Genomic DNA, 13,203 nt, shown 5'->3' with positions numbered 1-13,203 from the left:
AAACTTACACATTCTCCTGCAAATCTTTTAAAAGTTTTGTCAGTTTATGTTGAAACATTTCTCGATCCTGCTCTGTGAAAGGCTTTGGGCCTTTCCCGTAATGGCCTCTTTTTCGCGCTTTGGCCGCAGTATGACGAGAATCCAACATGAAATCAATGTCACGATCGTTGAACTCACGACCACGAAAGGACAAAACATAACAACGTTTGCCAAGCGCAAGTGCCGCAAGTCCATAGTCCTGAGTGATAACCACATCATATGGCTTAATATGATTAGCAATATACAGGTCTGCGCTCTGATCACTGCGATCCACTTGCACGGTTCGTACCCCTTCTCCTCCTTGAAGCAAATGATCAAATGAAGAGACTAACAATACGGGGATGTTGAAAAGGCGAGCGGTTTGCGCAATCTCGGTTTTGACCGGGCAAGCATCACCATCCACAACAATGTGGCGTATATTTAACTCACTCAAACCCAGACCACCCGGTTTCATAAAATAGCTGCATATTGTTATATACGACCCCGGCCAGGCAAAATCCTTCTGCCGGAACGAGGGAAATCAAAGGCTAAAATACGGAGCGGTTGTCAAAAATACATTTCACAACCCGTTCCGTATATTTATACCCTCATATATCCTTCTTTAATACTGAATTTTAGCTTTGCGCCAAGTCTGTGGAAAAGGACTCATCAAATACGCCCAATTACCAAACTAACTTGGAAAAATCAGCAAATCCTTTCAAGTCACGATCAATAGCCGCAAGCAAGGCAAGTCGATTCGCCCGAACAGCTTCATCCTCTGCCATAACCATGACCGAATCGAAGAATGAGGTAATACCATCCTTCCAGGCAGATGCAATAGCCAGTGCTTCAGCAGCATGATGCTGAGTCAACGCCTGACGATATTCTCCATTCGTTTTGCTCCATGCCTCATGTAACTGACGTTCTCCATCTTCTGTGAACAGTTCTGGATGTACGGAAGCATTGGATGCTTTGGCCGCCAGATTACCCACACGGTTGAACGATTCAACCGTTGTTTTGAATGCGTCTCCTGTCATAACAGCCGCCATCAACGCTTCACCTTTTGGAACCACAGCGCTGATATCATCGAATCCGGAAGAAATTACGGCATCCACTACGTCGTAGCGAACTGTTTCGGACAACAATTTTTTCACACGAAGACCAAAGAAGTCTTGCAGATCTTTACGAACCTCTTCATCTGCACGTTTCAACAGGTTCATCTGGGCATGTACTTGAAGTGCAACTCCGAACACGTCAGACAATGTCAGCGGAAGCTTGTGATCCAGCAAAATCTGTACAATACCTGCAGCCTGACGGCGCAGCGCGTACGGATCCTGTGAACCCGTTGGAATAATATTGATGGAGAAACAACCCACGATTGTATCCATTTTGTCCGCAGCACTCACAATGGCACCAACAAGAGAAGCAGGGGATTGATCTCCAGCGAAACGTGGCTGATAGTGTTCGAATACCGCTTTAGCTACCTCTTCTTTTTCGCCAGCTTTACGAGCGTAATCCTCACCCATCACACCTTGCAGTTCCGGGAATTCTCCCACCATCAGTGTCACCAGATCGAATTTGCAGATATCTGCTGAGCGGCTAACGGATTCAGCAACATCACCGGATACTTGCAGTTTGGCAGCAATTCCATCGGCAATCTTGCGAATACGGCGCACTTTATCTCCAACCGTTCCCAGTTCTTCCTGGAAGACGATACTTTCCAGCTTCGACAATGCATCCTTAATCTGTAGCTTCTGATCTTCCTCATAGAAGAACTTGGCATCAGACAGACGTGCACGCAGAACTTTTTCATTCCCTCTGGCAATAACGTCCAATGAATCACTTCCACCGTTACGAACCGTCACGAAGAATGGCAACAATTGTCCTTCATTGTCCAGTACAGGGAAATAACGCTGATGCTCACGCATGGAAGTAATCAATACTTCTTGTGGAATGTTCAAGAATGAAGAGTCAAATGTCCCGAACAATACGGTAGGTGTTTCCACCAGGAACAGAACTTCCTCCAGCAAGTCTTCCTTAATCGCAATATCCCATTTTTTCTCCGCAGCCAGTGCCTGAATCTGGGATACAATCATCTGTTCACGTTCCTGGATATCAGCAATGACATGTTCGGAACGCAACACTTCCACGTATGAAGACGGAGTGGAGATCACAGCCTCCTTACCGAGGAAACGATGTCCGCGAGTTACATTACCCGACTTAACACCTGTCACTTCCAGATCGATAACCTCACTGCCGAGCATAGCCACAATCCAGCGAATTGGACGTACAAATTTGAAATCATAGGAAGCCCAACGCATGAATTTTGGGAACGTCATGGCATGTAATACAGAAAGTAATCCTTCGCCAACTACAGAAGCCGTCTCCACACCTTTGCTGCTCTTTGTTGCATAGATATATTCGACACCGTTCAGTTCCTTGAACGTGAACTGGTCCGGTTCAACACCTTGACTGCGGGCGAATCCGAGTGCAGCCTTGCTCCAATTGCCACTGTCGTCCTGGGCAATTTTGCGTGAAGGACCTTTCACTTCTTCCTCGATATCTTCCTGCTTTTCAGCCACATTGTGAATCAAAACAGCCAGACGGCGCGGTGTAGCATATGCATTCACTTCACCATAAGCAATGCGGGATGCGTCAAGCCATTTCACGACACGCTCTTGCAGCTGTGCGATTGCTGCGCGCATAAAGCGTGCAGGTACTTCTTCCAACCCGATTTCGAACAATAGATCCTTAGACATGCTCGGCTCCCCCTTTCTTGATCAGCGGGAAGCCTAGCTTCTCACGCTCTTCCATATATGTTGCAGCGACTTGGCGAGCCAGATTACGAACACGTGTGATGTAACCCGTACGTTCCGTTACACTGATGGCTCCACGTGCATCCAACAGGTTGAACGTGTGGGAACATTTCAGCACATAGTCATATGCCGGGAATACCAGATGCTGCGCCATGGCCTTGTTTGCTTCTTCTTCATGCATGTTGAAGAGTGTAAACAGCATTTTGACATCAGATACTTCAAACGTATATTTAGAGTGTTCGAATTCTGGCTGACGGAATACATCACCATAAGTGATGCCTTCCACCCATTCCAGATCAAAAACATTCTCTTTATCCTGAATGTAAGAAGCCAAACGCTCCATACCATACGTAATTTCAACAGCTACCGGATTTGTCTCGATTCCACCGACCTGTTGGAAATACGTAAATTGTGTGATTTCCATTCCGTCCAACCATACTTCCCAACCAAGACCTGCACAACCAAGGGAAGGATTCTCCCAGTTATCTTCAACAAACCGAATATCATGTTTGAGCGGATCAATGCCCAGACGTTTCAGACTTTCCAGGTAAATTTCCTGAATATTGTCCGGTGAAGGCTTGATAATTACCTGGAACTGATGATGCTGGTACAGCCGGTTAGGGTTCTCACCATAACGTCCGTCCGAAGGACGACGGGAAGGCTCCACATAGGCTACTTTCCAAGGTTCGGGTCCAAGCGAGCGTAAAAAGGTCATCGGGTTCATCGTACCTGCCCCTTTTTCCGTATCGTATGGCTGGACAATAATACAGTTATGCTCGGCCCAGAATTGTTGCAGCGTTAGAATCATCTGCTGAAAATTCATAATCATGCTCCTTTTCAATGGTTTGTTAGCAAGCTTAGAACGGTGAAGACAACAATAAATAGCCCCCGTCCTACGCCTGTTGTACAGACGTAGGGACGAGAGCTATTCCCGCGGTTCCACCCTACTTGGCTTAGATCAAACAAGATGATCCTGTTCGTTCCAGCCCACTTTTCCGTGTCCATTCATGCTCCCGAGTGCCGTTTCAAAAACCGATTCAGCCAGGCTCCCACCATCCCCGGCTCGCTCATTCATGATTCCCAAGTGTTATACAACGACTTGTCTCCATAAATGCAATAAATCCAGTTTTTTACTTTCTCGTTCAATGCATGTCTCATAAAGAGAAATTATATTTCATAATATATAAAATCTAGTATGAAGTCAAGATATAGTTTTACTTCCACCAAAACGCCTCAAATCCCGTACTTCTCCATCTGATCGAGGAAAGAACGGGATTTAAGATTCAGACCAAGCTGATGATCCATAAAAGCACGCATCAACTTTTTGATCTCATCACGGGTAGATTCACTCACTGATATATTCCCCAAGCGCTGCAGATCCAACTGTGCGAACAAACGCAACAACTTCAAAGCCTTTGGACTAACTGACATCGCTGGAGGATCAAAATGTTTGCATGCTCGACACAAGACGCCACCAAGTCTGGGACTTATAAACAACTGCTCATCTGGTCGCTCCTGGTTGCAGGAGATGCACTCATCGAACTGTGGACCATATCCGGATGCCTGTAATATTTTCATTTCGTACAGACTTGTAATAACAACCGGATCTTTCTCTTCCTTCAACGCCTGCAAACACGCCTTTAACTGTTTGAACCAAAATGTACCTGTCTCTTCATCCTGAAGCACCCGATCCAATAGTTCACACGCATAAGAGGCATAAGAGGCCTTGACCAGATCTTCACGCAACTCATGATAGGATTCAACAATTTCTCCAGCGTTCAGTGTGCCTAGACCTGTATTGCGAAAATATACATATTGACCATACGTAAACGGCTGCACCAGTGCAGCATGTCGGCTCTTGGGCTTTTTGGCACCGCGGACGAGTACCCCTACTTTCCCGCCGCTTTCGGTGCAAAGTGTAATGATTTTGTTCCCTTCGCCGTAGTCCATGCTGCGGATGACAATCCCTTCCACCCTGTATAGCATGCCTCGTCACCTAACCATTCCCGAATCAGCCAGTTATCCTTCGGCTTCTTCATCTTCAATCACTTCCCTTGCATTATCCGACTCCTGTCCTAACGAGTTACACGCCTCGGTATATAACAAATAGGACTCCACATCCCCCGTCATCGCAAAAACCTTCCACGAAAAATCTCGCATCGGAATTTCATCCTCTCTTCGGAAATGACGTCTGCATCTACCAAATAGGATGGAGTCTTGCAAGGTAAACTATGTGTTGCAATTACTGGATACAATTCCGACGATCAGTCACGACCAAAGCCAAGGTCACGCAGAACCCGATCCTGATTTCTCCAGTCTTTTTTCACTTTAACCCACAGGTCCATGAAAATTTTGGAGCCAAGCAAATTCTGAATGTCGTGTCGAGCTCGTTTACCAACTTCTTTCAGAAGTGCACCTTGCTTGCCGATAATGATCCCTTTTTGGGAATCCCGTTCCACAAAAATGACGGCTGAGATATAAACGACACCATTATCCTGTACTTTCATATCTTCGATCGTTACAGCAATGGAGTGAGGCACTTCTTCACGAGTCATTTGCAGAATTTTCTCACGAATCAACTCGGCACATACAAACTGCTCCGGATGGTCAGTAACTTGGTCATCAGGATAGTACTGTGGACCTTCTGGCAAATACTTGCCGAGCTGTTCCAGTAATGTGCTGACATTATTGCCATGCTTGGCAGACACAGGCACAATTTCAGCGAAATCGTGTAATTTGCGATACTCTTCAATAAGTGGTAACAGCGCTTCCGGCTCAATTTTGTCAATTTTGTTCATAACGAGAATGACAGGCGTACGGATATTTTTCAGCTGTTCCGCAATATAGCGGTCACCACCGCCCATTCCTTCGGAAGCATCAATCAAGAATAAGGCTGCTTCTACTTCACTCAGTGTGTTCAAAGCGGTCTGGTTCATATAATCGCCTAATTTGGACTGACGTTTATGAATCCCTGGTGTATCCAGAAAAACGATCTGTTGATTGTCCGATGTATATACACCGTGAATTTTATTACGGGTTGTTTGCGGCTTGTCCGACATAATTGCAATTTTCTGTCCGATGACTTGGTTCATCAAAGTGGATTTACCAACGTTAGGACGTCCGATAATAGCTACAAAACCGGATTTGAATTTTTGTTTTTTCATATGTTCCTCCTCAGGCGCCTAGGCCTGGAATGTATTGGTTTATTTTTTGGCGGAATTCAGATCAGAAGGCCCAAAAGCCCAAGGTAACAGTTCAGCAACGGTGGTCTCTTGCAGATCACCTTTCAAATTCCCCAAGATGACTTTCATATCAGGTTCACACAGTTCATACATGACCTGACGACATACGCCACATGGAGCAATCGGACCATCCGTGTCTCCCACAATGGCAATCGCTGTGAAGCTGCGAGGCTTCTGCCCACCTGCAATGGCACTAAACATCGCTGTACGCTCAGCACAGTTACCTGGTGTATACGCAGCATTCTCAATATTACAACCATGATGCACATGACCTTCACTGTCAAGCAAAGCCGCGCCTACACCAAAATGGGAGTAAGGCGTATACGCCTTCGTACGTGCCTTAATTGCTTCTTGCATTAACAAACCGTTATCCATTAATATTCTCTCCCTTAGGGTGCAATATAAAATCAAACTAGTGCATTTACACTGGACACTCCGCTGTCAGAACAACCTTCCGAGCGCTGTTATCCCCAGATTTTTTTAATCCCTTTTAATAAGGGAAAATCCGGGGATAAAGGCGCACACTCCGTTTCTTCAGGTTTTTTCTGACCTCTCCGTTATCGTGTTTGCATCAAGTAAATTTATATTAATGTGTAGTATTAAAATCAAAACGAACCAAAACAAGGTTAACACAAAATCAGTACAAACCCAGCCAGCTCATCACCGGCTTAATGAAAACGATACAACCGATGATGACGGCGAATACCGCAGCCAGCAGAACTGCCCCGGCCGCGGTATCCTTTGCCGCTTTTGCCAGCGGGTGGATATGGGGGTGTGCCAAGTCAACCGCTGCCTCTACAGCCGTGTTCATCAATTCAGTCACCAGGACCAAAAAGACAGCGGTCAGCACAAACATCCAATCCGTTCTTGAGATTCTGAAAAAAAAGCCGGCTAAACACATCAAAATAGCCACTCCCGTGTGAACTCTCACATTACGCTGAGTCTGCAACCCATATGCGATTCCTTCCGCAGCATTGCGGAATACCAGACCCCAGGAGCGTCTTTTCATTATCGTGTCAACCCGGCCTGGGCCAATACCGCTTCTTGTTTGCCCATCATTTCAGCCTCACTCGCTTCATCCTGATGGTCGTATCCGAGCAGGTGCAAGAAACCATGGACAAACAGAAAACCAAGTTCACGTTCAAATGAGTGTCCATACTCTTCACTTTGCAGGATGGTCCGTGGTACGGAAATGATGATGTCTCCAAGAACATCCGGCATTTCTTCCATTTCTTCATCTTCGTCCAGCTCATAGATAATATCTAGTTCTTCATCCACCGTTTCGTTCATCGCAAAAGACAGTACATCCGTAGGACGGTCAATACCGCGATAATCACGGTTCAACTCATGAATCTGCTCATCATTCACAAAAGTCAGAGCCACTTCCCCGTCTGCAACACCTTCCGCTTCTCCGGCGAGATTCAGCAATTGTTCCAGCATTGCAATCATCGGTTCTGTAATTTCTTTATCCTGTTGTTCATTATTCCATGCCAGATTAAGACTCATTCTTTCATAACTCCTGTCTGCTCATATTAGAGGTTGTTCAAAAAGCCTTACTAGCTTCATCCCATCTTCTCGGTAATGAAAACCAACCTTTTTGAACACGAACTATTATTAAATTAGCCTGCTTCGGGTGAAGTTGGCTTTGGTTTCTTGATCTCCTCCGGATATTCTATCCTGGAGTGGAAGATACCCATCACCGTTTCCTTCAATGTTCTGGCGACGATATCCAGTTCACGCATCGTAAGGTCACAATCATTAAATTGATGATCGTCCAATCGTCCTTTAATAATCTTCTCAATCATGGACTCCACTTGCTCCACTGTCGGTTTGCGCAAAGATCTCACAGCAGCCTCTACACTATCAGCAATGCCAACAATAGCCGATTCCTTGGACTGAGCCTTCGGCCCAGGGTAACGGAAATCTTCTTCCGTGAAATCAGGTTCAACGCCTGCTTCTTCCGCTTGGCGCAGTGCTTTGTGATAGAAATAGTGGAGAAATGTCGTGCCGTGATGCTGTTCTGCAATATCCCGAATAGGTCTGGGCAACTTATAATCCTTCTGCATTTCCACCCCATCGCGCGCATGGGCAACGATAATGGATTTGCTCAGTTTCGGATCAATTGAATCATGTGGATTCTCCATATTGTTCTGATTCTCAATAAAATAAATGGGGCGCTTCGTCTTGCCAATATCATGATAATACGAACCGACTCGGCATAGCAATCCGTTAGCTCCTATGGCTTCTGCTGCTGCTTCGGACAGATTCCCTACCATAACGCTGTGATGATAGGTACCCGGTGTCTCCGTCAGCAACTTGCGAAGAAGCGGATGGTTCGGATTAGATAGTTCTACCAGTTTGAGCGCTGATAAAATGCCAAATGAAGTTTCGAAAAATGGCATCAGCCCAATGACCAGTATGGCAGTCAGCACGCCACCAGCAAATGCAAACCCAACGCCATACAGTGTCGTGGTTCGATTCCAATCGCCCGAGTCAATCAAAGCCAAGGTGAAGACGGCTATGGACCCGAACAGACAGACCATAATGGCCCCTTTCAGGATCGTTGATCGCTGGCTAGCCTTATGAGTTGCGAAGATCGCAACAAATGAAACCAATACAGCGAAGAAACCTAATTCGAAGTCAAAAAGCTGACCCTGATGGGTATTCAAAATGATGCTGGACAACATACCGATCAATATCGAACATACAAAGGCAAGCGAGGTATCCAGTAACAAGGCAATTAACATCGCTCCTACCGCAACAGGTGCAAGGAAGCCAACATAAGACCTCTCATTGGTCTGGATAATCGCCGTCACATGCATAACCACAATCGTAATAATAAAAATGAGAACAAGCATCAACAGCTGGGCATTATTATATTTAAAATGTGTTCCGCTGCCTTGCTGAATATACATCAGAATGGCTGCTGACAACAGGCAGGAAAACATAAGAAGACCAAGCTGTGGCCAGTAGTTCACTTCATTTTTCAGCAAATCATTCTCATCCAGCAAAGTATACATCTCCGGGGTGATCATCTCACCCTTGGCAACTAATGTGTCCCCTTGCTTGATAAAGACAGTTTGCGTGTTCTCTCGAGCCTGAACTTTCGCTTCCTTGGTTCCCTCTTCGTCGTAGAAGCGATTAGCGGTCACCACGAGGCGAGCAAGCTCTTGCACGACCTCACGTTGTGTACGCTTACCTAGAGAGCTGACACTCACCATCTCAGCTACTTTGGCACGAGCAGTGGTTGCATCGCTGATCTGATCCGTCATTAACCGGGCAACAATATCCCTCGCAACCGGTTTCATCTCCTGAATATCATCCGATGTCAGACGTGAGATTTTGATGTAAGTTTCTTCGGGAATACGGTAGCTTTGCTCCTGTACCACATTTCTGATCTCTTCCAAAAGAGTCTCGGAGTATGTACCGGCTTTCCGATTATTATTGATATAGTTGGTCACAAAATCCTTCTGGCGCTGCGGAATTTCATCCCGATAAATATCAATCTTGTCCTGACTTGAAATCTGATCATCCTGATTTAATCGATCTACACGATCAAGCAGGGTAGTCATCAAATTTTCGTTTCGCAACTGGACAATCTGAAATATCGGCTGTACCCGTTCAGCAGCTTCTTCCTGTGCTTTGAGTGTGGCCTTGTTATTCGGAATCTGCATGGGCGCAGCAATATCCACTTCACTCCGTGTACCTTCCTGAATATCATAGCGCTCAGGGAGCAGCTTGGAAGCCAGACTCACGTAGAAAAGAATCACCAGAAACAAAAACAGAAGATAGCGTGCCCACACGCTATACTTCCATCCTGTAGCCTTATTCTGAAAAGATTTGCCTTTTGACGGTTCCTTCGAGGTCACTTTAGACAATCCCTTTCTATGCTTGATTTTCTGCGGCGTGGTTGTAAGCCACGATAATTTTCTGGACAAGGGAATGCCGTACAACATCTTGCTCGGCAAAATAGACAAATCCAATCTCGTTAACTTCGTTCAAGATCGCATTCGCTTCCACAAGCCCGGATTTCTTACCACGCGGTAAATCAATCTGTGTCACGTCTCCGGTGATGACCATTTTGGAGCCAAAACCAAGACGGGTCAGAAACATCTTCATCTGTTCCGGCGTTGTGTTCTGTGCTTCATCCAGAATGATGAAGGAGTCATCCAGCGTACGCCCCCGCATGTAAGCAAGTGGCGCGATTTCGATTAACCCTCGCTCCAATGCCTTAGCGGTCTGTTCCTGTCCCATAACGTCATACAGGGCATCGTACAGTGGTCTCAGATACGGGTCTACCTTCTCCTGAAGATCACCTGGCAAAAATCCAAGACTCTCTCCCGCTTCAACAGCAGGCCGTGTGAGTACAATGCGTTTGACGCTGCCTTCTTTAATTGCGGCAACAGCAAGTACAACAGCAAGGTAGGTTTTACCCGTACCAGCAGGACCAATGCCAAATACAATATCACGTTTTTTAATTGTAGTTACATAGTGCTTCTGTCCAATGGTTTTAACACGGATTGGTTTACCTCGATATGTCGTTGTAATCTCGCCCTTGAACAGATCCAATAGCTGGTCTGCCCGCATATCCTTGGCAAGTTCAATCGCATACTTCACATCTCTCTCGGTTAACACATATCCATTACGTATCAATTGCAGTAACACATCAAATAATTGTTCAAGCGATTCCACCTGCTGTGCGTTGCCAAAAATCACAATCTCCGCTTCACGGGATGCAATCTGGGCGGGAATCTCGGATTCAATCAGTTTAAGAAAAGTATCTTGGGGTCCAAAAAGAGATTGGCCCTCTCCCGCACTCTGGAGGGAGATTTGTATGCTGCGTGTTTGCTCTGACAAATATCCTCATTCTCCTTGACTATGGACTAGCGGAAGTTCTTCCGCAATGCTTTCTTCTACTTCAAATAAGACTTTCATATAAACTTTACCATTCTCTTTCTTCTCATGCAAAATTTTTTCACTTATAATTTTTGTTCCTTTGCCGTTTTTGGCGATAATATCGTTCCTTGCTCCTTCCAATCCTTTCGTTCTGGCCCATTCTATCGTCTGTTGTTGCTCATGCTCTCGGGTCTCCAGATCTTTCTCTGTCAGCCAACCCATGGGAAGTGTAAAGGATCGCCACGTTAATGGTTTATGATTACTCTCGGTATCAAATGAACTGAAAGGTGTACTTCCGTACCCCCACAGTTGGATCGCCCAATTCCCCAGCACCATGTAAAAACGTTCTTTGCTCTCACCTGTCATTGTATTATGTTTTTGCACCAGCGGAACCTCTACCTGATACTCACGCCATACCAGACCACGAACTTCGCCTTTGGCAACGATGGTTTTGGTGTTCTCCTCATCCCCGAGAATCCCCGAGATCAATACCTGACCCTTTTTGACACGCATGTCCTTCTGAACAACAGGGCGTCCCTGCTCCGCATAGATTTGAGTGACCACAGCATCTGACTTACTGATCAGATGTCTGGGGTTCAGTAATGGTTCGCGCTTTGGTTGGGCAGATTCTACGACCTGAATGGTAATGGTTGTCCCCTCTTTGCTGACGCCAATCCAGGTTACATCCGGCAGAGCGAGTGCAAGCTGTCTGGAGAGCTTGTCTTGGCTTTGCAGACGGAACCCCCATTGGAAAGGATATATGCCCTCTTTCTTCGCTGCTGCGAGCACCTCGTCGGTGGGAATGGTGACGTTACCCTTGACCTCCACATCCCATACCATGGACGACAACGCAAACAAAGCTGCCACAAAAAACAGCATACCCCCAAGAAAGAACTTCCTCCGCAATAAACGGGCCGCAAAAAAGGGGAAACCGCTGCGATGGGTTACTTTCACCCTGCAGCCTGTCCGTTTCAACACAGGACGCAACCTGAAAAAATGCGGCAGCAGAATGTTCATCTCTGCCACGCGTCCATCGTGAGCACGCAGGTTCCAAACTTCCAGTCCCTGCTCTGCCACCGTGTTGATTAATGTTTCAATGTCTCCCCCAGTGACCGTGATTCGGACTGCTCCCCGCAGTTTATACAGACTGGGCTGCTTCATCCGTTCCCCTCCACTCCATTCATATGAATATCCAGAATCGTTCCTTCAACAGCTACTTCATCCGGCAAAATATTACGTATCACCAAGGCAGTTCCTTTGATCTCTAACTGGCCTTGGGAAAGAGCCAACACGATACGATCCGGCGTGAAATGGATGACACCGCGATGATTCTCTATATACAGTTGCTTACTGCCGATCAGGGTTAACCGTGGCATATCATAAAGCACATCCTGCGGCAGATCCAACACTTCACTGGTCCATCTGCGCAGCTTGCGGCTGATCCGGGTCATTCGAAGGTCTTCCCCCTTCCTCTACAGTTCAACTTATGCGCAGATTCAAGAATTTATGAAAATTCCGGGGCGTGTTAGGTAGGAATGTTGAGAAAAAAGTGAAGAACACAGAAAAAGCCGTCTCTGGCGGCTTTTGGCTCACCAGAGACGGCTCTATTCCCGTCCAATAGCATAACTTATTACAGTTTCCCTCTTGTACCAAACGGCTGCTTGGAACGGGGGGGACCCAGTACTTCTGCCCATATTACACCTGTGCGGACATCTTCAGAACGAAGTGGAGACACTCCCGATTCACCCGTGCTGGGTATATCCCAACTGGAATCAGACACAACAGGTTTATTCGCAGAAGAGAAGCGATTTAATCTCTCTTGAATCAAGCGCTGCTGTTCTTCCATACCTCTCATCTGTGCCTCAAGTGAATTTTCCATGGCACTCATCGTGCCCTCACTTCTGTAGTCAGTTGCGGGGCGAGAAGATGCAGCAGGCTCTGAATACGGCTCATCATACTGATTCTCATATTGCACGTCATCATACCGATCGTCATACTGTTCATCATAGCGGGGGTCTGCAGGTCCGGAAGACTGCTGCGGAGATGAATTGTCTCTTGAACGTTCATCCCGGCCTGAATCACCACTGCCTCCAAATGTAGGCATCCCGTTGGCAGGACGCTTTTTGTTCGGATCAGCCGATTTGGCAGCTTTCCCCAAGAAGGAGAAGAGTGCAAAACCGATGACGGCCACAATATACAGATTATCAAAAATCCATTCAAATAGGCCCATA

At 46.3% G+C, this 13,203-nt stretch carries 14 protein-coding genes; all 14 read right to left on the bottom strand.

Going from position 1 to position 13,203, the window contains the following annotated elements; genetic code table 11:
• Positions 1 to 4: 4 nt before the first annotated feature.
• On the bottom strand, positions 5 to 493 hold the full coding sequence (locus tag PAEAM_RS06560) for a YaiI/YqxD family protein (protein ID WP_047843776.1): 489 nt from the start codon (positions 491 to 493) through the stop codon (positions 5 to 7).
• Between the two features lie 208 nt (positions 494 to 701).
• A complete protein-coding gene (gene glyS / locus PAEAM_RS06555; protein ID WP_100527036.1) occupies positions 702 to 2,777 on the bottom strand; it encodes a glycine--tRNA ligase subunit beta in 2,076 nt (691 codons plus the stop codon).
• Positions 2,770 to 3,657 carry a glycine--tRNA ligase subunit alpha gene (gene glyQ, locus PAEAM_RS06550; protein WP_017687252.1) on the bottom strand — a complete coding sequence of 296 codons (888 nt, stop codon included), beginning with the start codon at positions 3,655 to 3,657 and terminating at the stop codon, positions 2,770 to 2,772. The genes glyS and glyQ overlap by 8 nt, the downstream gene beginning before the upstream one ends.
• Before the next feature lie 410 nt (positions 3,658 to 4,067).
• Positions 4,068 to 4,820 carry a DNA repair protein RecO gene (recO, locus tag PAEAM_RS06545; RefSeq protein WP_047843778.1) on the bottom strand — a complete coding sequence of 251 codons (753 nt, stop codon included), beginning with the start codon at positions 4,818 to 4,820 and terminating at the stop codon, positions 4,068 to 4,070.
• Between the two features lie 33 nt (positions 4,821 to 4,853).
• Positions 4,854 to 4,994, bottom strand: a complete 141-nt coding sequence (locus PAEAM_RS06540) for a YqzL family protein (RefSeq protein ID WP_074095877.1) — start codon at positions 4,992 to 4,994, stop codon at positions 4,854 to 4,856.
• Positions 4,995 to 5,098: 104 nt separating this feature from the next.
• Positions 5,099 to 5,998, bottom strand: coding sequence for a GTPase Era (gene era / locus PAEAM_RS06535; RefSeq protein ID WP_017687248.1), 900 nt, complete (start codon positions 5,996 to 5,998; stop codon positions 5,099 to 5,101).
• A 39-nt stretch (positions 5,999 to 6,037) separates the two neighbouring features.
• A complete protein-coding gene (locus tag PAEAM_RS06530) occupies positions 6,038 to 6,451 on the bottom strand; it encodes a cytidine deaminase (RefSeq protein ID WP_036615035.1) in 414 nt (137 codons plus the stop codon).
• 262 nt (positions 6,452 to 6,713) lie between these two features.
• A complete protein-coding gene (locus tag PAEAM_RS06525) occupies positions 6,714 to 7,085 on the bottom strand; it encodes a diacylglycerol kinase family protein (protein WP_100527035.1) in 372 nt (123 codons plus the stop codon).
• Entirely contained in the window at positions 7,085 to 7,582 is a 498-nt protein-coding gene (ybeY, locus tag PAEAM_RS06520; RefSeq protein WP_036674804.1) for an rRNA maturation RNase YbeY, read from the bottom strand. Before ybeY ends, PAEAM_RS06525 begins: the two co-directional genes overlap by 1 nt.
• Before the next feature lie 113 nt (positions 7,583 to 7,695).
• A complete protein-coding gene (locus tag PAEAM_RS06515; protein ID WP_036674803.1) occupies positions 7,696 to 9,945 on the bottom strand; it encodes an HD family phosphohydrolase in 2,250 nt (749 codons plus the stop codon).
• Between the two features lie 16 nt (positions 9,946 to 9,961).
• A complete protein-coding gene (locus tag PAEAM_RS06510; protein ID WP_036615039.1) occupies positions 9,962 to 10,933 on the bottom strand; it encodes a PhoH family protein in 972 nt (323 codons plus the stop codon).
• 6 nt (positions 10,934 to 10,939) lie between these two features.
• A complete protein-coding gene (gene yqfD / locus PAEAM_RS06505; protein WP_100527034.1) occupies positions 10,940 to 12,133 on the bottom strand; it encodes a sporulation protein YqfD in 1,194 nt (397 codons plus the stop codon).
• Positions 12,130 to 12,423, bottom strand: a complete 294-nt coding sequence (gene yqfC / locus PAEAM_RS06500; protein WP_017687241.1) for a sporulation protein YqfC — start codon at positions 12,421 to 12,423, stop codon at positions 12,130 to 12,132. The genes yqfD and yqfC overlap by 4 nt, the downstream gene beginning before the upstream one ends.
• 179 nt (positions 12,424 to 12,602) lie before the next feature.
• Entirely contained in the window at positions 12,603 to 13,202 is a 600-nt protein-coding gene (locus PAEAM_RS06495) for a hypothetical protein (protein WP_100527033.1), read from the bottom strand.
• Position 13,203: the final 1 nt, after the last annotated feature.

The organism is Paenibacillus sp. GM1FR, from assembly GCF_002803315.1.
Lineage (GTDB): Bacteria > Bacillota > Bacilli > Paenibacillales > Paenibacillaceae > Paenibacillus > Paenibacillus amylolyticus.
Note: the sequence above shows the minus strand (reverse complement) of the source record. Positions and strands in the feature narration are given on the sequence as shown.